The organism is Paenibacillus aquistagni (assembly GCF_900177815.1).
GTDB classification, from domain to species: domain Bacteria; phylum Bacillota; class Bacilli; order Paenibacillales; family Paenibacillaceae; genus Paenibacillus_B; species Paenibacillus_B aquistagni.
On record NZ_FXAZ01000004.1, the window covers coordinates 372,239 to 391,739 of the forward strand.

Below are 19,501 nucleotides of genomic sequence, written 5' to 3' on the forward strand. Positions count from 1 at the left end.
ACACTATACCTAGACCTCATCTTTATTACATTGAGATAAAGATCTATCGACCAGAATCGACTAAGTCCTAAGACTACTGAACGATTTCCACCTTAAAGTTGCAGGAATTTAATCCTGATAAATATAGACCTCACATTAAAATTCATTAAAAAGGAACAGTATCTTTTTATGTTATTTATCGGTATGTTTATTACAGTGAATTATGGGAGGTAAAGGAATTTTAAGAAAAAACTAAAATAATTGTCATAATCCTAATCGCACTTACGAACTTAGCAACTCCAATTCCTAATGATACAAATATAAAGTGCGTGACCACCCATGAGGTCGGCCACTCAGTAGGTTTGGCGCATACTAACGTGGTCAATTCTACGTTAAAGTCACAATCCATCATGACATCTGGTGAAGATTCATTTGTAAATTGGAACAACACCTCACCTTCTAGCTATGATAAAGATGAGCTTCTTTCTAAGTGGGGATATTAATATATAGGAGGACATTGGAATGTTATTAAAAAATAAAAGCATCATTATTTCTCTGATCCTGGCCTTAATTATTGGAGGAGCCACTTATTACTACTTTGCTATTTATAATTCTGTTCGTGATGTTTTTGTAGCATCTACCTACAAGGGGTTTCCGACAGCACCCTCGCTGTTTTCAGGTGCTGATCTTGTTGTGATTGGAACTCCAATCAAAGACTTCAAAGACCGAAAATTACATTTATGGAAACTACCTAATGGTGGCATTATGGATATTGCAACGTATACAGAGCTCAAAGTCGAGAAAGTGTTAAAAGGGCCAAAAGAAGACGCTGTTGATCTCACCGTTTTTGAGCCGATAGGAGTGTATCAAACCTTCGAGGGCAAACGAAGAATGGCTTATGAAGGCTATACCGAAATGAAAAAGGATAGCAAGTATTTAATTTTTTTGGGGAAGAACGCATATGGGCAGTATAGCGTTATTAACATGCAAGCTGGCAAGTTCAATCTTGATGGAACAGATCCAGACGATACAAAAGGAAGCTCCATTAAGTCAGGCATTTTTGCAGATCTTAAGTCTAAATATTCACAGGAAATATTCACACAGAGTTTTTAGAAGTAAATCGTCTATATGACATCAGAACAGAAGCCTGCTATGCCTTGCGGTGTAGTCAGGCTTTTGTTCTATCATTTGTCTACCCGATCTATTTTCGATTGGCATTGCGTCATACCCGTATTACGCCTAAAATAAAGGATGATAAGTCAACAACGACATACAAAAGAAGGTGGATGAGATGATGCAGCCCATTAGGCCTGAGCTTGTTCAGGAGATGCTGGATGCTTTGAAGGGCGAACCCGTCTACCTGCATCTTGAGATGACGACAGGGGCATATGCCAATAAGCGCAATCAATCGATGCTTACTGCCTCAGCCTTTATCACCAATGCTGAGGTGCGCTACAGCCAAGGCTCCATTGCGGGACAAGGCCCATATCGAATTGGGTTGAAGACAGAGACGGGCTGGGTATATGCACAGGGACTGACCCATTGGGAAGAGCAGGAGAAGGATCGGATTATTGCAGCAGGACATGATGACGAAGGCAAGCTTGTTGTTGCTTTCCAGCTGTCCAAGCAGCCATTCTAAGCAATGAGCCTGAAACAATAGAGGAGAACAACATGGAACCTAACACGATATTAGTCGTGCTGCCTCACCCTGATGATGAAGGCATTATCGCAGGGACGCTTATTCAGTATGCGAAGCAGGGCGCCGAGATTACGTATATATGTTTGACCTTAGGGGAGATGGGACGCAATCTAGGCATGCCGCCATTTGCCAACCGAGTAACCCTGCCGGAAATAAGAAGACAAGAGCTCCACGCCTGCTGCGGGATCATCGGCATCCAGCAGGTGGAGAGCTGGGGACTGATGGACAAGACGGTTGAGTTTGAGGATCAGGAGCTGTGGATTCAACGGATAATGGATAAAATGAAAGAGCTGAAGCCATCGCTTGTTCTGACCTTCTACCCCGGACACGGCGTGCATCCAGACCATGATGCGGCTGGCCGCATGACCATTGAGGCGATGAGGCGCTTGTCTCCAGAGGAACGCCCAGTCGTCCATGGGATTGCCATGACCGCTCATGCGAAGGACCTGCTTGGGCCAGCCGATGTCGTTCATGATGTCACCGCCTATGTGGAACAGAAGATTCGAGCGATTCAAGCACACAAGAGTCAATTCCAGCTCTTGATCGGCAATGGCTCCTTCGAGGATCCGAAGCGCCTTGCGCATTACCGCACAGAGCGGCTGTGGACGTATCGCTTCGATGATTAATAGAAATGGTAGCTTTCCTTTGGATAGACGGGTTTTACAGCCTGCTGCCGAAGGGGAGCTTTTTTATTTGGTTGTTATGGATGTGATGGGAACGTTCTTATACAAGATATAAGTTCAAGAGCATGGATATTTATGATAGCCACTCGTAAGTAAATCAGTTACGCTATATTCTGTATCTATTGAATAATTTAGATCTCATTTCTGGCATCAAGATAATGAGGAAAAATACTATTCTAGAAAGGAATACAACATGTCACACATAGAAGATAAATTTGAAGGTCCTGTGGAGTCGAATGAGGAATGTGAGGGGAGTGTTGAACTTACTACATCCGATATTTTAGAAAATCTATATTGGACCTTGAGTTTAGTCAAAGAAATTCAGGATATTGAAAATTTAGAAGCGTACTCAAAAAGAAAACCAATAAATTTTCATTTTATTATTCACGTTATGTTAGGATCGTTTAGTTTGTTATTCCTTATGAGTGTTTACTATATATTGGAGAGTTCCTATCATATTCGGTTTCCTGATTATTTAGATATAAATGGTAAAAAAAGTTCCTATTATTATATTTTGGCTTATCCTGTGATCGTTTTACTTGTTAATAGACTCACTCTCCTATACAAATGGATGAAATACTCTTCAAGGGTCAAGCAGAACAATCAATTATTACCTGGTGTTAAAGAAAATCTATATCACGAATCAATTGTACCCTCGGAATATTGGAGTCCCTCTAATGTCAGTACTCTTATTAAGTATTTCGAACAAGAGAGAGTGTCTAACATGGGCGAGGCTCTTAATATGCTGGATGAAGAGATTAGACATCAAGAAAAGATGTAAAAGCTAGAGGAAATCAGGAGTGTTGCTCATTAGTATCAAATAGCATACAAAATGCAAGTACATAATATCTGCGCACATAAGCCACAGTTTTTTATGGAGAGAGAAATGTCGATTTATGTGTAACAATGTCACACGTGGAACAAGATAATATTGGTAATAAAAATGAGGCCGTTCCTTGCATGGATATAAACTGAGGGGCAAAGAAGGCCTCTTTTCTGTACAGTCAGCTCTACACGAATTCCATTTTACGAGCAATCTACAGCCTTAGCATAATCGTCTCAATAATGGCCGCGGCCCCTGCCACAGCGAGGATAACTAATAGCCATATCGCATAAGGCACAAACAGCCACAGCAGAGTAAGGATAAGACTTGACCAGACGCCCATGCACCAATGGCAGGTGAAGAGCATCCCAAGCCAACGCTTGAGCCCTTTTGGCGCTACTTCATGCTGTACAGCCTGCTGCCCATGATCTAAGGTGACGATGGTTGTCGTCACAAACAAGCGGCGCAGAGGAGCTGTAATATCGTCATAGACAAGCAAATGAGTAAGCCTGAAGCTTGCAAGAATAAGAATAAGCAGAAATAAACCGGAGAAGGATGCCAGCATGGTCCCGTTCACCTCCTTCCCGCGTGCTTGTATTGAACATCTAACTGATCGTCATGGACTATCGATCCAAACCGTATTGCTAGAAATCGAGGACATGTTCGTCCAAACCTCTTCATTGTTTCTGCATATACTAGATAAGAGAAAGGGGAGGTGAGCTAGGATGTGTTTTTGCCGCTCGGTGAATCAGGCTCAACAGCAGCAGCGTAATCAATCCTTGTGGAAGCAAGGAAGTCAGACACTTCCTGTACAGATTGTCAGCAAGGGAACAGGGGTGCCCGATGTCCAACCTATTGTCATCTACCCAACGGCCCCAAGAGCGAAGTGAGTTGTTCTATCCTAATATATTCTATGTACGGGAGAGGGTGCGCCTAATCTAGCTGGTTAGACGCAATGTGCTAGTGTATGGGGATTGGTGTCGGAGAATGATTGGTCGAATGACAGCAGCATCTTCAATACCGTTTTTGAAATGGAATCGACAGCTTAATGCACCACTCTCTGACTTTTGAATCAGGAAGGAGGAGGGTGGTTTTTTATGCTTAGGTAGGAGAGAAAGTTTTCTATTAGAGTACTAATTTCTATTCCTTACAAGGGCCTCTATTGCTGCTTTTTATTTGATTAACAATAAGAATCGCTAATGGTTAACGCCCTCAAATATTTCGATGGAGACACGATGATGATGAGATGATTCATGACCGTTCATGATGACGCGTGGATTCAATATGCCGGTAGTTTTTTCGCGATTATGATGGGCGCAATTGTGATTAAATGTATAAAAATACCTCCTGTGCACAAAATACCCGTACAGGAGGTGGGGCCCATGTGCCGCCAATATTCGATCAGCTCGGACTTTCAAGAGATTCAATCTTATTTTGCAATTGATGAAAGCCTTATGTACTATCGTCCTAGATATAATGCGCTGCCGACACAGTCTGTACCGGCGATCACACTTGAAGATGGCAAACGCACGCTGCAGAGCTTCCGCTGGGGCTTAGTTCCTTTCTGGGCACCAGATGCAGTCAATGCAGACCTATGGAACGTGCATGAGAATGAGGCCTATCGCAAGGTTATTGAGAAGCAGCGCTGTGTGATTCCCTGCAACGGGTTCTATTATTGGAAAAAGGAAGAGAAACGGATGCATCCGTTAAGGGTGGTGCTCCGTACGAATGGCATTTTCGGGCTGGCTGGGCTCTATGAATGCTGGCGCAGTGCCAAAGGAGACATTCACCGCACATGCACCATTCTGATGACGAGAGCGAATGGGCTCGTTGGGGAATATGATCGCCGCATGCCAGCGGTGCTGGAGTCTGACGAGATCGCAAAGTGGCTGGAACCCGACTTGCTGGAGATGGAGTATTTGAATCGGCTGCTGAAGCCGTCTTCGGAGGAGCGCTGGCGCGCTTATCCAGTCTCTCCCCAGATCCAGCATGCGCATGTGGATGAACTGTCCTGCATACAGGAGATGGATCTGAAGCAGGCATGGGTAAAGAGCTAGAAAGTGATAATTAGATCATCCGCTAGATCCCTAATAGTCTATAGAGAAGAGCTATGGATCAGTAATACAGAAAGAAGGTAATGGGGCTAACTTGCGTTTTCTTCTATATAATTGAGCTTCGATAAGCCGCATCAGCGAAATGAACGGCGCTTCAATGCTAGAATAAGCTGCAAGCTGGCATAAAGGCGTTGTTCGAGGAACGCTGCGGCTTATTGGCGCTTCTTGGGGATAGTTGGATTTATGATATAATGAAGCGAGTGAAGGATTGGTTCGTGAAGCTAACGGCTTGAAGCGTACAGGCTGCAGCAAAGGAGGAAATGCAACATGCCGCCAAGACCTTATCCTGATTGGTCGTGGTCGCCATCGCGACATCATTTGTTTCAGGAGTGCCGCCGCAAATACTACTATCATTATTATGCCGCACATAATGGGTGGTTCTTGGATGCGCCTCCTGCTGCACGACAGGCGTATCGCTTAAAGCAGATGAGCAGCCTGTATCTTGTGTTTGGAGAGGCTGTTCATAAGATGGCTGAGGAGACGGTGCAATTATATCATCAATACGGCCGCCCGCTAGAGCAAGGCGAGATGGTAAGGCGAATTCGCCATATGCTGAATCAAGCCTATAAAGATTCGCTTCGTGTGGAGGAATGGAAGCAGCAGCCGAAGCAGCGTACGATGCTTCAGGAAATGTACTACTTGGGCACGCTGCCTGAGAAGGCGCAGGAGGCGATCAAGCAGCGAATCCCGATTCTTGCGGATCGGCTGCTTCAAAGTGAGAGCCTGCAGCACTTCATGCATGCGGACCATTGTCACTTGGTCGAACTGGAGAAGCTCAATACCATGGATATGGGCGATACGATGGTCTATGTGAAGCTTGACTGGATGTATCGGCAGGCAGACCAATATATCATTGTGGATTGGAAGACAGGGCAGGAAGATGAGCGCAACGATGTCCAGCTGCGATTGTATGGTTGGTATGTCCATGAGAATTACGGCATTCCTTACGATCGAATTCAGATTCGCACAGAGTACCTGCTGAGCGGAAAGTGCAAGATGGATCAGGTGACCGAGCATGAGATGAATGAGCTGGTTGCATATGCTGAAGCCAGCATTGCTGAGATGAGAAGCTATTTGGCGGAACCTTCGCTGAATCAGCCGAAGCCGATGGAAGCCTTTGAGGTCACACAAGACGAGCGCAAGTGCAGACAATGCGCGTTTCGTGAAATGTGTGAGGGCGCGTCGCCTAATCTATTTCTTGATGAAGAGCCAGATGCTGGACAGGTCTCTTAACAATGGAATATTGCGGATAAAATAAACAATACTAAGGCGATGGCCCCTTATCTGAAGGGGGAACATCGCCTTTTTTGTGCACCAATTTCACCAATCGTTCTTATAATAATAAAAAAATCGTTTGAATGTTTGAGTGAATGGTGATATATTGAAATCAATAATCAAACAATCATTTGAATATATAAATGAGATGACAGGTGGAGGAGCTGAGATCATGGTAGCAAAGCCGTTGAAGAACAAGCGGAAGGAACAGGAGATAGAGATCGGCAAGGACGATGTCTGCGAGATCGTCTGCTATGATGCGGAGAAGGTTCAGTCACTGAAGGGCTTGGTGCAAGATGATGAGGTCCAGCGCATGGCACAGATGTTCAAGGCGCTGTCTGACCCTACCCGCATGAAGATGGCGGCTTATATGGACAAAGGCGAGGAGCTGTGTGTGTGCGATATGGCGCTCTTAACCGGTCAATCCATTGCAACGACATCCCATCATCTGCGCTTAATGAAGAACCTTGGCATTGCCAAGTCGCGCAAGGAAGGAAAGAATGTCTTCTATACATTGACAGACCATCATATCCGGACTTTGGTTCGCATGACGGAAGAGCATATGAGAGAGGAGCATTGTCATGACAGCGAAAGCGAACACTAGCGAAGAAGTCAAACGGACCTATCAAGTACAGGGACTGTCCTGTGCCAACTGTGCAAGAGAATGCGAGACCGACATTCGCAAGCTGGAGCACGGCGCGGACGCTCAGCTCTTATACAACAGCGGAACCCTCAAGCTCAACGCTGCTGTCGACTTGACAAAAGTGGAACGCATTCTAAAGCGCGATGGCGCTTATATCGTCGAATCGCAGGCTGCTGCGAGCAGCTCTCATGCTGGCGAAGCGCATTCGCACGATCACGCGCACGGCCATGAACACTCCCACAGCGCCGATCATGGACTCAGTCATGCACATGGAGATGAACATGGCCACAGCCACGCGCATGGTTCCGATCAGCGCATGAAGTGGATGCTTGGCATATCTGCGGTCTTGTATGCGGCGACCTTCTTTGTGGATGAGGCTATCCCCCATTGGTCCTTGGTTGGCCTTTATCTGATAGCCATCCTGCTTAGCGGGCACACGACTTTTATCCAAGGCCTGAAGAATCTGCTTCGCCTCAGATTCAACATGGATACCTTGATGACCGTTGCCTTGACGGGTGCTGTTGTCATGGGGGAATGGAAGGAAGCGACCCTCGTCGCTATTTTATTCGGCTTAAACGAGATTCTTGAAGGCTATGGCATGGAACGCGCACGCCAGTCGATGTCTGCGCTGCTCTCCGTTGCGCCGAAGCAGGCTAACGTCATTCGCGGCGATGAGACGATTACGATACCGATTGAACAGCTGCGCGTGGATGATCTTGTTATCGTTCGTCCTGGCGAGAAGATTCCTTCCGACGGCACCGTCGTAGAAGGCGACAGCGCCGTGAATGAAGCGGCGATCACAGGCGAATCGCTTCCTGTAGCGAAGAGCGCAGGCGCTCATGTCTTTGGCGGCAGCTTGAACACATCTTCGGTGCTGTGCGTGAAGATTGAGAAGGCCTATGAGGATTCCTCCTTGGCTAAGATTCTTCATCTTGTCCGCGAGGCGCAGGATACGAAGACCCCGACCGAATTGTTTATCGATCGATTCGCACAGGTGTATACGCCAATTATTATGGCGATTGCCGCATTGGTGATGGTGGTACCGCCGCTGTTTATGGACGGCGATTGGTCCAAGTGGCTGTATCAAGGCTTTGCCGTACTTATCGTAGGTTGTCCATGCGCACTTATACTTGCATCTCCTATCGCTATTGTAAGTGGGATTACACGTACTGCTAGATTAGGCATTCTCGTCAAGGGAGGCGTGCATCTTGAGCAGCTAGGCAAGATCAATGCGCTAGCCTTTGACAAGACCGGTACCCTTACCAAAGGGGAGCCAGCAGTCGTTGATGAGAGCATTTATGATCAAGAGCGTGTATACCGTGTCATGGGAGCGATTGAAAAAGACTCCTTGCATCCATTGGCGAAAGCCATGATGAAGCATGTGGATAATCACAGTGCTGGCGCTTATCCAGATCCTATGAGCACCGAGACAATTGCAGGCCAAGGGATTAAGGCTGTTGTTGAGGGGCGTGAATATTGGGTCGGCAGCGAGCAGATCTTTGCAAGAGAAGGCGAAGCGTTCAAGCGTGCAGCTGAAGACGCTGCGCGCATGATGACACAAGGATATACGATTGTAGCCATTGCAGATGAAGAAGCGCCGCTTGGGGTATTCGGCCTTGCTGACCAGATTCGTGAAGAGAGCAAGGATACGATTCAAGCTCTTCACGACCTGCATGTGACTCATACTGTCATGCTGACAGGCGACCATGGACAATCGGCGGAGCGTGTGGCGAAGGCGGTAGGCGTATCCGAATGGCATGCGAAGCTGCTTCCTGAGCAAAAGGTCGAGAAGGTGAAGGAACTGGCTCGCAAATATAATGTCGCCATGGTAGGCGATGGCATCAATGATGCGCCGGCATTGGCATCGGCTCAGCTTGGCATCGCAATGGGAGCGGGAACGGACAGTGCGGTAGAGACGGCTGATATTGTGCTGATGCAGGATCATCTGGGCAAGCTGCCTGCTGCGGTTCGGATTGCGAGACTTGTGAACCGTGTCATCCGCTTGAACATCGGTTTAGCGCTGGGGCTTAAGATTATTGCCCTGCTCTTGACCATCCCAGGCTGGCTGACACTCTGGATTGCAATCCTCTCCGATATGGGAGCGACGATCATTGTCACGTTGTTTGGTCTAGCGATTCTGCTTGGCAAGGACAAAGAAACTACCTCCCAACGCGGATAAGCAGATAACCAGACAAAGCGGATAATAGGGATGCGTTATGAGGAACAAACGGCTTCAGCCAAAAATGGCTGTTGTATAGGAGGCTCGGGCATATACCATGCCCGAGCCTTTGTTGTGAAGATATACATAAGATGTAAGAGAGCTCACACGGCGGTCTTGATTGCCATCACGCGGATTCGGCGATAGGGAAGGCTCCAGCATTTCTGCTGAGCATCATAGTAGTCAGGCCGCAAACGCTGCTCGATCTCCTCATAAAGGGAGCGGATCGCGCCTTGGGGAAGGCCTTCAAAGTAAGCGCCGGCGAACATGCGAAGCCAACTCTTGATACCCTCCTCACCATCAGACAGCACGGTGGGACGATCGATCATTTGCGCCTTCATGACTTCAAGGCCTTGTCTCTCAAGCATAGAGCTGTATTCACCAATGGCGGGGAAGTACCAGGGCATGCTGGAATGACGATCTGAATACCCCTGAGCAATAAAAGACTGATGAACAGCCTCAACTAAAGGGGCTATATTGCCCTTTCCCCCAAATTCTGCTGCAAAGCGGCCGCCTGGCTTCAGTGCACGATGGATCGAAGCAATGACTTCTGTCGGACGTGTCATCCAGTGCAGAGCCGCATTAGAGAAGACAGCATCCACCTCCTGCTCTACGCTGAAGGAATGCCCATCTTGATGGAGGAACTGGGCTTCAGGCACTTTGCTGCCTGCAATAGCTAGCATGGACTCAGAGGCATCGATGCCAATGACTTGGGCTCCACTCTCGACCAGCTTCATGGTAAGATCACCTGATCCGCAGCCCAAGTCAATAATGATCTCCAGTGCTTGAGGCTCCAGCCAATCCAACATGCTTTCTCCGAAATAAGAGACAAACGCAAAGGATTGATCATAACGGGATGCGCTCCATTCTTTCTCTGCATGCATGGGGATGCCCACCTTTCTGTTTTCATTAGCAATGGAATACCATGAGCATACACTCCACTTGTTTATAGTTGAAATATATAAAACAAATAAATAAAATAGGTTTAAATTATAAGTTAGTCGCTTTCTTTTTACTATTTAACGATAAAATGTTACTAAACAGTGACATTTATCACAGATTGGACACAAATATTCGAAAACAAATGGAAAAAACGCTCATTTTCGTTTACATTAGAAATAAATCATATATACGTTCTCGTTCTAGGGAGCAAGGATATACTAAATTGATTGAGGTGGATGTCGTGGCCAATAAGTCCAAAACGTCTTACAAAGGTAAAAGCGCTAAAAAGAACAATTTAATGCTGATCTTGTTCCCCATCATTCTCGTGGTGCTGCTAGGTCTTATCTTTGTGTTGAATAATCAAAATGAAAAGATCGTACAGGATGAGGCAGCAAATCGCGTCGTTGACTTCAAGCTTGAAGGTCAGCCTGTGCTGGGTTCCTCTGATGCTAAGGTAACGCTAGTAGAATTCGGAGACTACAAATGTCCTGCTTGCAAGCAATGGGAAGAGACGATATTCCCGCAATTAAAAGCCGATTATATCGATAAGGGCGACGCTCAATTTGTATTTATGAACTATCCATTCCTTGGGCCCGATTCCAACACGGCAGCTTATGCTGGCGAGGCCATTCATGCCAACCATCCAGACGCATTCTTTGCTTTCCATGAAGCGTTGTATGCAGCTCAGCAGGACGAGCGTGTGCAGTGGGCAACCCCAGAGTACTTGCTTGAGGTAGCGAAGAAGGTTGTTCCTGATCTTAATGGAGATGAGTTCTTGAAGCAGATTCAAGACGATACGTATAAGGAGAAGGTACAGGGAGATTTTCAAGCGGGTGAAGCGGCTAAGGTCAGCGGTACGCCAAGCGTATTTGTCAACGGAAAAGAGTACACAGGCAATTACTTGGATTATAAGAGCTTAAAGGCATTCATCGATCAGGAGCTGTCGAACGCAAAGTAATCTAACGGGAGGGCATATTGATGAACGTTATTCGCCGCTACGCCATTTACTTTGCATGGATTGTATCATTGGTTGCAACGAGCGGCAGCTTGTACATGAGCGAGATTCTGCTGTGGGAGCCGTGCAGGCTGTGCTGGTACCAACGTATTTTCATGTATCCGCTGGTGCTCATTCTGGGCATTGCCGCTTATCGCAATGATCGATCAGTGCTTCGCTACGGGCTTCCGATGGCGATCATTGGGGGGAGCATCTCGATTTATCATTACATGGTGCAGAAGGTGCCGGGAATGGCCGAGGCTGCGCCTTGCCGCGTAGGCATCCCCTGTGATTCAGATTATCTGGATCTATACGGATGGATTACGATTCCACTGCTCGCGCTAGTAGCGTTTATCCTCATTACCGTCATGCTGTGGACGGCTCGTACCGAGGTTGAAGAAGCAGTAGAAGAGGAGGCTTCCTTTGGCGCATAATGAACAGCTATTTTTGATCTAGGATCTGCATAACAGTTGAAGCTCTCACTCCATGCTTTGGGGTGAGGGCTTTTTACATTACTACATGTTCAAGCGGAATTATGCCATGTATCTTTTCAGTAAAATCGTTAAGATGAGAAGTAAGCTTTACTTAAAAATGAAAAGGCATATATTCGTCGAATCAGGAGGATTGCAGATGACTCAGCTTAGTTGGGAAGGACAGCAGATGCTGTTGAACGGAGAACCATTCCGCATCATATCTGGTGCGATGCATTATTGGCGTGTGGTACCTGAATATTGGGAGGATCGCCTTCGCAAGATCAAGGCCATGGGCTGCAACACAGTCGAGACGTATATTGCCTGGAACGTGCATGAGCCGAAGGAGGGCCAGTTCAACTTTAAGGGTATGGCAGATGTGTCCCGATTTGTAGCTTTGGCAAAAGAAGTGGGATTGTACGTCATCGTGCGTCCAGCCTCTTATATTTGCGCAGAATGGGAATTCGGAGGCTTTCCGGCGTGGCTATTGAATGAAGAAATGGAGCTGCGCTGCAATGATCCTCGCTATTTGAGCAAGGTTGAGGCCTATTATGATCAGCTTATTCCTGAGCTTACGCCTCATTTGATAACAAATGGCGGTCCGATTATTGCCATGCAGATAGAAAACGAGTATGGTAGTTATGGCAATGATAAGGCCTATCTTCAGGCTTCGAAACAAATGCTCGAAGAGCGCGGCGTGGACGTGTTGCTGTTCACATCAGACGGACCGCAAGATGATATGCTGCAGGGCGGCATGACAGAGGGGGTCTGGGCGACGGTCAACTTCGGTTCGCGTGCGAACGATGCATTCGACAAGCTGCTTGAGTATCAGCCAGATGCGCCTCTTATGTGCATGGAGTTCTGGAACGGCTGGTTTGACCATTGGCATGAGGAGCATCATACGCGCTCTGCTCAATCGGCGGCAGAGAGCCTGGATGAGATTCTGGCAAGAGGGGCGTCCGTGAATTTCTACATGGTACATGGCGGCACGAACTTTGGCTTTATGAACGGAGCAAACCACGGAGAGCGCTTTGAGCCAACTGTCACGAGCTATGACTACGATGCAGCCATTAGCGAATGCGGAGACATTACACCGAAGTTCCATGCCTTTAGGGATGTTATCGGTAAATACACGACGCTAAGCGAGGAGCCGATTCCAGCTAATTTGCCCAAGGCAGCTTATGGAGCCGTAGATGTGAAGCGAAGCGTGAAGCTGTTCGATACGCTTGCAGCGATATCCGAAGAGCATCAGAGCGTAACGCCTGAGCCGATGGAGGCGTATGGTCAAGCCTTTGGCTTCACGATGTACTCCACGACCATCACAGGACCGCGTCCTGAGAGCCATCTTAAGATTCAGGATGTACATGATCGTGCGCTTGTCTTCTTGGATAAAAAGTTCATTGGGGTGGTGGAGCGCTGGAATCCGACTTCCATTCCTGTCGTTATTCCTGAGGGAGGCGCTGCGCTCGATATTCTGGTTGAGAATATGGGGCGTGTCAACTACGGACCTCAGCTTATCGACCGAAAGGGCATTACGCATGGAGTACGTCTCAATGGACAATTCCAGTTCCACTGGACGGTCCGCACGATGCCGCTTGAGGATATCGCTCAGGTCGCCTTCGATCAGGCTTCATCTGAGCTCACGGGTCCGCAGCCTGCGTTCTATGAAGCGGAACTGAATATTGACGGCGAACCGCAGGATACATTCTTGTATTTGGACGGCTGGAAAAAAGGCGTCGTGTTCATTAACGGCTTCAATCTAGGCCGCTACTGGGAAGTAGGCCCGCAAAAATCGCTGTATGTGCCTGCGCCGATCCTGAAGTCAGGACGCAATGAGATTGTCGTGTTCGAATTGCATGAGCAAGGAGAAGCTCTACGCTTTGAAGATGTGCCTGAGCTCTAATCGGCACGCAAATGCAATCATGCAAAGCAGCAAAGGGGATTAGAGAGAAACCGTACTTGAAAGTGAAAGGTGTCCTGTAATAATGGAAGTCTACATTGGTGTTGCACTTGTACTTTGTTCTGCTTTTACTCATTCTGTATGGAATCTGTTTACGAAGAAGAGCCTTCACAAGGCTACCTTCCTATGGTCACTGCATCTCATCGCCAGCATCATTTTCATGCCGTTTTTTATAAAAGACTTGATTCATCTGGAGGCAGGTCTGAAGGAATGGGGTTTCCTGCTGCTGTCCTTTATGTTTCAAGGCATCTACTTTCTGATGCTGAGCAAGGCCTATCAGGTTGGAGAGCTGTCGCGCATCTATCCGATGATGCGGGGGATGGCGGCGCTGCTTGTCCCGTTGTTTAGCCTTGGGCTGTACGGCGAGCAGCTAACCGGTCTTGGCTGGTTCGGGTTAGCCTGTATCGTTGGCGGCTTATTTGCCATCGGAGGCTTAATGAATCCGAATTGGAAGGAGCAGGGCCCGCTCTTGAAGATTGCGTTGATCGTTGGGCTATGCACGACGGGGTATACCTTAACAGATAAGTTTGTGGTCTCCTTTATGACGCCACTTGGACTGCTTCAATTAGGCAATCTGGCTGCATTCTTCATCTTGATTCCTGATGTGGTAAAGGCGAAGCAGGTGAAGGCGGAGTGGCGGCTGAATTGGCGAACGATATTGCTTGGCGCGGTGCTGACACCGGGCTCCTATCTTATCTTCTTATTTGCCATGAAGCTTGCCCCTCTCGCCCAGATCGCGCCGATGCGCGAGTTCAGCATCGTATTCGGAACGGTGCTTGGGATGCTGATTCTTAAAGAGAAGCAGGGGCTGCCGAGAATGGCGATGGCCTTATTGATTACATGCGGAATGATGCTTGTAGGACTGTTTGGTACACCCGTATAAGAAACAGCACACGAGTCTAAGAGAAAAGAGATGGAAATAAAGAGGCAGCAGGCACGGCGCTCACCCTGAGCGAATAGAGGGGGAGCGTCGTGCCTGCTGCTTTTTGCTGCTTGCTCAATCAATGGCTTAGAGACTGTTCACCGATATGGCCTGCTTGCCAAGCAACCCGTCAATAAATTGATGCACAGCCGCCTCATAACGCTTGGGGTCCACGCAGTACGATACAGCATGCGCGGCATGATCGACGAGCAGCAGTGCTGAGGGAGAGGACTTGGCAGCGTACAGCTCCTCGCTCATCCAAGTGGGCACAAATACATCATCCTTGCCGTGGATGAATAACACAGGAAGCTTGCACTGCTTCATGTTTTTGATCGGACGGATATCTGCCATGCGAAACCCCGCATGCTTCTCCAAGAGCTTGTCCATCAATCGCATCGTTGGCCAAGGAGGCAAGTAATACTTAGCCAGTTGATGACGCATAAGCTTCGTCAGATCTGAATACGGGCAATCGGCAATAATGAATCGTACCTGCGGACGATGGATTGCTGCATATTCAAGCACAGTACCGCCTCCTAAGGACTGTCCATGAAGTCCAATCATGCAGTCTTCTCCCTTGCGAGCGACGATCCAGTCTACCCAAGCTTGAATATCGTATTTCTCATGGAAGCCAAAGGTCGTGTATTGTCCGTCGCTTCTTCCGTGCCGCCGCTGGTCAACGAGGAGGACATTAAATCCTTTTTGCTTGAACATGGCAGCGAATTGGCATGACCACGGCAGGGCGGCAGTATAACCGTGAACGATAAGGGCAATCCGGTTGGAGGCAGGAAAGTATTCCATATAATGGCCGTGCAGATTCAGTCGATCATGGCTGCTTAATTGGATAACTTCTGGCTCCATCTTGTCAAAGGCATCACGGGTAAAGACACCATATTCCTCCAGCATGTCAAGACAGCGATCATAGGTGGACTGCTTCATGCGTGTCATTTCATGCACGGCGATCCGTGGAACAACCCATAAATATAAGAATAAGATTACTGCAATTCCAATCAACATCCAGAAATACATCCGCATCACTCCTTGCCCTTGCCAATTTGTTCACTACATTGTAGAATGTGCAACAATGTCAATAATTACACGAAAAATGAGCCTGATTGTTGTATGAAGAACCGGATTATTTGTCAGGCAGTGCGGGGAATTGGCGAATTGTGTGAAAGGGCCTGTGTAACTTTTTGAAAAAGTAGTTTATAATGAAGCGAAGGTTTTTCGTGACTATACTAGACACCGCTATGTGTATTGAAGGGATTGGAAGAAGTAATGTGTGGAATTGCTGGACTGCTTCAGTTTAACGGACAACAGCCGGATGAGCATATCATTCAGAACATGATGGACGTGATTTACCATCGCGGGCCAAACGACGGCAGAATGTGGATCGGAGATCGTGTAGGGCTTGGTTTCCGCCGCCTGTCCATTATCGATGTGGCAGAAGGGGCTCAGCCGCTCAGCAATGAGGACGATTCCGTCTGGATTATATTTAATGGTGAGATCTATAACTATATGCAGCTTCGAGAAGACTTGCTCTCTCGCGGTCACCAATTCAAGACACATACGGATACAGAAGTCATTGTCCACCTCTATGAAGAGTACGGAGAGGACTGTGTCCATCATTTGCGCGGTATGTTTGGATTTGCAATTTGGGATCGTAACAAGCAGCAGCTGTTTTTGGCACGTGACCATTTTGGCATTAAGCCGGTTTATTACTTTTTTAATCGTGAAATATTTGCTTTTGGTTCAGAGATCAAGAGCCTGCTGACCATACCTGGGATGCCGCGCCTTTTGAATATGAACAGTTTCTATAATTATTTGACGTTCCAATATGTGCCGGATCCGGATACGATGTATGAAGGCATTCAGAAGCTTCCTCCGGGTCATTGCATTACGATTCCATTTGAGGAAGAGCCTCGGATTCGCAAGTATTGGGACCCTATGTTCGATCCTGTGGATCGTCCGCTCGCAGAGATTATTGAAGAGATTCGCGATGTCATGTCTGATTCTGTGCGCAATCACCTGCACAGTGAAGTGGATCGCGGCTGCTTCTTGTCGAGCGGGATCGATTCGACAATCACGTCTACGCTTATGCGCTCCATGGAGCCGATCAAGACGTTCAGCGTCGGGTTTGAAGGACCGCACAATGAGACGACGATTGCAAGAGATACGGCTAGTCAGATCAATACCGATCATTATGATCGGATGATTACCCAGGAGATGTACTTTGATGCCGTTCCTCGGGCGATCTGGCATCTTGATGAGCCTGTTGCCGATCCATCGGCAATTGCGCTGTATGAGGTAGCGCGTCTTGCGAGAGAGCATGTGACCGTCGTCTTGTCTGGTGAAGGCGCAGATGAACTGTTCGGAGGCTATCGGATCTATAGAGAGCCTCATTCCTTGCGATATTTGTCTTGGCTGCCTGACGGGCTCAAGTCTTCTGTTCATGCAATGGTAAGCAAGCTGCCGAATTTCTATGGCAAGAACTACTTGATGCGGGCGACGACGCCGCTTGAGAAGCGATTCTTAGGCAATGCGAATATCTTCAGCGATGATGCGAAGCCTGAGATTCTGCGTGTAACCGAAGATCAGCTTGAATGCTTTACGAAGCCATTCGACAAGGCTATGGAATATTATCAGCAGACGAAGCATCTTGATCCGGTTGCTCGCATGCAGTATATCGATATGAACCTGTGGATGCCTGGCGATATCTTGATGAAAGCAGACAAGCTGACGATGGCTCATTCCATGGAGCTTCGCGTGCCATTCTTGGACCGCAAGGTGTTCGATGTAGCCAAACGCATTCCGATGAAATACAAGATCGCGGATGGAACAACGAAGTATGCGCTGCGCAAGTCAATGGAAGGCATTATTCCGGACTCTGTCCTGAATCGTCCAAAGCTTGGGTTCCCGGTACCGATGCGTGACTGGCTCCGTACGAGCCGTGCTGATGTTATGTGGGAAGAGATGACGAGCAGCGGCATTGATCATATTGTGAATTTGAGCGCGGTAGAGAATATGTTCCGCATGCACAAGGCGGAGCAGGGTGATTATTCCCGGAAGATCTGGGTGCTCTATGTATTCTCCTTGTGGTATTCCACTTATATGAGAAATGCTGCTTTATAATTAAGGAGGCTGAGTATCGCTGCTGATCGGACAGATAAAGCAAGCAGTGATGCTCAGTTTTTTTATGCTCAAGAACTTCAATTATGGGCGTGAGATAGGATGAATGAAATGAAGCATAGAGATACCTCTTCTGCATGGGCAGCTGGGGGATGGCTGCACCGAATCGATCCCTTAACAAAAGGGATATGGCTCTTAAGCACAGGGTTCGCCAGCATGATGACCACCTCATTGGCAGGACAAGCGGTATGGTTCGCATCCGTACTCCTCATCGCTTGGACGGGGGCTGGCTGGTCCTTAACAAGATGGCGGCTTGTTCTTGGCTGGTGTGCAGGCTTTGGCCTGCCGCTCATCTGGTTTCAGTGGCTGGTTCTCCCCGGACAGACGCCGCTATTTGGCTCTGGCACAGGACGGTGGTTTACCGAGGAGGCGCTCGTGCTTGCTGCAGCACTCACGCTAAGAGCGCTCGTTATGTTTCTGACCTCGATTGTATTTGCGACGACAACAGAGCCAAGGGATGTGGTGGCAGCCTTGGTCGGAAAGCTTCGCGTGCCGCCTAAGTTCGCCTATGCTGCAGCTGTCGCCTTGCGATTCGTGCCGCTTCTTACCCGTGAGGCAGAGCAGATTAGACGGGCGCAGCAGCTTCGCACCTTAACCCGAGAGAAGGGCCTTCAAGCGCGCCTAGGAGAGGTTAAGCAGCTAAGCTTGGCGCTTGTCCGCTCCGCCCTGCGGGAGGTGCAGACCGTATCTACGGCTATGGAGGCGAAGCAATTTGGCCGCGGGGCCAGAACACAGCGGCGCGAGCTGTCCATTCCGCTGTCTGGCAAGCTTTTTGCGCTATTATCCTGTGGCGCAGCTATCTTATCAGTCTGGTTGATATGATCGAGCAGCTGGCTGAACTTTGGCAGGAAGAGCGCTGTATGCGAATTCTAAAAATAAGGATTGCAATTATACAATAGGGCCTGTACGTTAAATAGTGGAAAGTAGATTGAGGTAGTAGGGAGGACATGCATACCAATGAATGCAATGATGAAACAGTGGGGGAAGCTTACATTAATGGAGTGGGTGCTTATGGCACTGCTTGCTGCCCTGAACGGGGTAGCGACCAGCCTGCTGTCGCATCTTAACCAACTGCTGACAAGCCTTGGCGGCTCCATGCTGACTTCTACCATTGTCGGTTTGTATATGATTTATGGCCTGCTTGCCATGTATATTATCCGCAAGCCGGGAGCTGCGCTGTTTACCTATCTGATCGGAGCGCTGATGCAGATCATGGTGGGCACAAGCTATGGGCCGTGGTCGGCTATTGCGGCTGCTCTGTGCTATGCCGTCATTGTGGAGCCTTTATTTTTCTTAGTCAAATACAAAAAGTTTGATTGGAGCATGATGCTCTTTACGGGAGTAGCCATGACGCCGCTGTGGTATATCGTGGCAGCGTTTATGTTCGGATACATTCATTATGAATCCCTCGTGCTGGTGATTACGCTTGCCATTCGCTGTGTCAGCGGCATGCTTCTGTGCGGAGGCTTAACGAAGTGGCTCGGCGATCGACTCAAGCATACACGCTATGTGCGGCCCTTTGCCTTGGGCCGTGAGGCTATGGGCCTGCGTGAGAAAGGCTAGCATGCCTGTCAGGCTGCTGACCTGACGACG

Annotated in this window: 20 protein-coding genes; 17 read left to right on the plus strand and 3 right to left on the minus strand. The window is 48.1% G+C overall.

Annotation, left to right across the window (positions count from 1 at the left end; all coding sequences use genetic code 11):
- Positions 1-281 precede the first annotated feature (281 nt).
- The 5 genes from B9Y93_RS25220 to B9Y93_RS15705 all read left to right on the plus strand — a co-directional run bounded on the left by B9Y93_RS25220 (position 282) and on the right by B9Y93_RS15705 (position 3,142).
- Complete coding sequence (locus B9Y93_RS25220; protein WP_425320352.1) at positions 282-482, plus strand: matrixin family metalloprotease; 201 nt, start codon at positions 282-284, stop codon at positions 480-482.
- 19 nt (positions 483-501) lie between these two features.
- Positions 502-1,092, plus strand: a complete 591-nt coding sequence (locus B9Y93_RS15690) for a hypothetical protein (protein WP_085495729.1) — start codon at positions 502-504, stop codon at positions 1,090-1,092.
- 181 nt (positions 1,093-1,273) lie between these two features.
- Positions 1,274-1,618 carry a YojF family protein gene (locus B9Y93_RS15695; RefSeq protein WP_085496105.1) on the plus strand — a complete coding sequence of 115 codons (345 nt, stop codon included), beginning with the start codon at positions 1,274-1,276 and terminating at the stop codon, positions 1,616-1,618.
- A gap of 32 nt (positions 1,619-1,650) precedes the next feature.
- Positions 1,651-2,304 (plus strand): bacillithiol biosynthesis deacetylase BshB2, encoded by a 654-nt coding sequence (gene bshB2, locus B9Y93_RS15700; protein ID WP_085495731.1) that lies wholly within the window; start codon positions 1,651-1,653, stop codon positions 2,302-2,304.
- Between the two features lie 250 nt (positions 2,305-2,554).
- Entirely contained in the window at positions 2,555-3,142 is a 588-nt protein-coding gene (locus B9Y93_RS15705) for a hypothetical protein (RefSeq protein WP_085495734.1), read from the plus strand.
- 256 nt (positions 3,143-3,398) lie between these two features.
- Here the strand turns inward: B9Y93_RS15705 and B9Y93_RS15710 are convergent, their stop codons facing one another.
- The gene (locus B9Y93_RS15710) at positions 3,399-3,749 is read right to left on the minus strand and encodes a DUF1360 domain-containing protein (RefSeq protein ID WP_085495736.1); all 351 of its coding nucleotides are present in this window, start codon (positions 3,747-3,749) and stop codon (positions 3,399-3,401) included.
- Between the two features lie 160 nt (positions 3,750-3,909).
- On the opposite strand from B9Y93_RS15710, the gene B9Y93_RS24600 reads away from it, so the two are divergent.
- The 5 genes from B9Y93_RS24600 to B9Y93_RS15730 all read left to right on the plus strand — a co-directional run bounded on the left by B9Y93_RS24600 (position 3,910) and on the right by B9Y93_RS15730 (position 9,395).
- Positions 3,910-4,074, plus strand: coding sequence for a hypothetical protein (locus tag B9Y93_RS24600; RefSeq protein ID WP_170936618.1), 165 nt, complete (start codon positions 3,910-3,912; stop codon positions 4,072-4,074).
- A gap of 492 nt (positions 4,075-4,566) precedes the next feature.
- Complete coding sequence (locus B9Y93_RS15715; RefSeq protein WP_085495738.1) at positions 4,567-5,241, plus strand: SOS response-associated peptidase; 675 nt, start codon at positions 4,567-4,569, stop codon at positions 5,239-5,241.
- A 324-nt stretch (positions 5,242-5,565) separates the two neighbouring features.
- A complete protein-coding gene (locus B9Y93_RS15720; RefSeq protein WP_085495740.1) occupies positions 5,566-6,531 on the plus strand; it encodes a PD-(D/E)XK nuclease family protein in 966 nt (321 codons plus the stop codon).
- Between the two features lie 214 nt (positions 6,532-6,745).
- Positions 6,746-7,177 (plus strand): ArsR/SmtB family transcription factor, encoded by a 432-nt coding sequence (locus B9Y93_RS15725; protein ID WP_085495742.1) that lies wholly within the window; start codon positions 6,746-6,748, stop codon positions 7,175-7,177.
- Positions 7,155-9,395: a heavy metal translocating P-type ATPase gene (locus B9Y93_RS15730; RefSeq protein ID WP_085495744.1), complete on the plus strand. Its 2,241-nt coding sequence runs from the start codon at positions 7,155-7,157 to the stop codon at positions 9,393-9,395. The genes B9Y93_RS15725 and B9Y93_RS15730 overlap by 23 nt, the downstream gene beginning before the upstream one ends.
- A 143-nt stretch (positions 9,396-9,538) precedes the next feature.
- Here B9Y93_RS15730 and B9Y93_RS15735 read toward each other — a convergent pair whose 3' ends face one another.
- Positions 9,539-10,318 (minus strand): class I SAM-dependent methyltransferase, encoded by a 780-nt coding sequence (locus B9Y93_RS15735; protein WP_085495745.1) that lies wholly within the window; start codon positions 10,316-10,318, stop codon positions 9,539-9,541.
- A 290-nt stretch (positions 10,319-10,608) separates the two neighbouring features.
- Between B9Y93_RS15735 and B9Y93_RS15740 the strand changes: the two genes are divergently transcribed.
- The 4 genes from B9Y93_RS15740 to B9Y93_RS15755 all read left to right on the plus strand — a co-directional run bounded on the left by B9Y93_RS15740 (position 10,609) and on the right by B9Y93_RS15755 (position 14,683).
- Entirely contained in the window at positions 10,609-11,334 is a 726-nt protein-coding gene (locus B9Y93_RS15740; RefSeq protein WP_244903442.1) for a DsbA family protein, read from the plus strand.
- Positions 11,335-11,354: 20 nt separating this feature from the next.
- Entirely contained in the window at positions 11,355-11,804 is a 450-nt protein-coding gene (locus B9Y93_RS15745) for a disulfide oxidoreductase (RefSeq protein ID WP_085495747.1), read from the plus strand.
- A gap of 196 nt (positions 11,805-12,000) precedes the next feature.
- Positions 12,001-13,743: a glycoside hydrolase family 35 protein gene (locus B9Y93_RS15750; RefSeq protein ID WP_085495749.1), complete on the plus strand. Its 1,743-nt coding sequence runs from the start codon at positions 12,001-12,003 to the stop codon at positions 13,741-13,743.
- A gap of 82 nt (positions 13,744-13,825) precedes the next feature.
- Positions 13,826-14,683, plus strand: a complete 858-nt coding sequence (locus tag B9Y93_RS15755; RefSeq protein ID WP_085495751.1) for a DMT family transporter — start codon at positions 13,826-13,828, stop codon at positions 14,681-14,683.
- A gap of 126 nt (positions 14,684-14,809) precedes the next feature.
- Here B9Y93_RS15755 and B9Y93_RS15760 read toward each other — a convergent pair whose 3' ends face one another.
- Entirely contained in the window at positions 14,810-15,748 is a 939-nt protein-coding gene (locus tag B9Y93_RS15760; protein WP_085495753.1) for an alpha/beta hydrolase, read from the minus strand.
- A gap of 249 nt (positions 15,749-15,997) precedes the next feature.
- Between B9Y93_RS15760 and asnB the strand changes: the two genes are divergently transcribed.
- The 3 genes from asnB (at position 15,998) to B9Y93_RS15775 (ending at position 19,471) form a co-directional block, all read left to right on the plus strand.
- The gene (gene asnB, locus B9Y93_RS15765) at positions 15,998-17,851 is read left to right on the plus strand and encodes an asparagine synthase (glutamine-hydrolyzing) (protein ID WP_085495756.1); all 1,854 of its coding nucleotides are present in this window, start codon (positions 15,998-16,000) and stop codon (positions 17,849-17,851) included.
- A 108-nt stretch (positions 17,852-17,959) separates the two neighbouring features.
- The gene (locus B9Y93_RS15770) at positions 17,960-18,730 is read left to right on the plus strand and encodes an energy-coupling factor transporter transmembrane component T family protein (RefSeq protein WP_085495757.1); all 771 of its coding nucleotides are present in this window, start codon (positions 17,960-17,962) and stop codon (positions 18,728-18,730) included.
- 135 nt (positions 18,731-18,865) lie between these two features.
- The gene (locus B9Y93_RS15775; RefSeq protein ID WP_244903429.1) at positions 18,866-19,471 is read left to right on the plus strand and encodes an ECF transporter S component; all 606 of its coding nucleotides are present in this window, start codon (positions 18,866-18,868) and stop codon (positions 19,469-19,471) included.
- Positions 19,472-19,501: the final 30 nt, after the last annotated feature.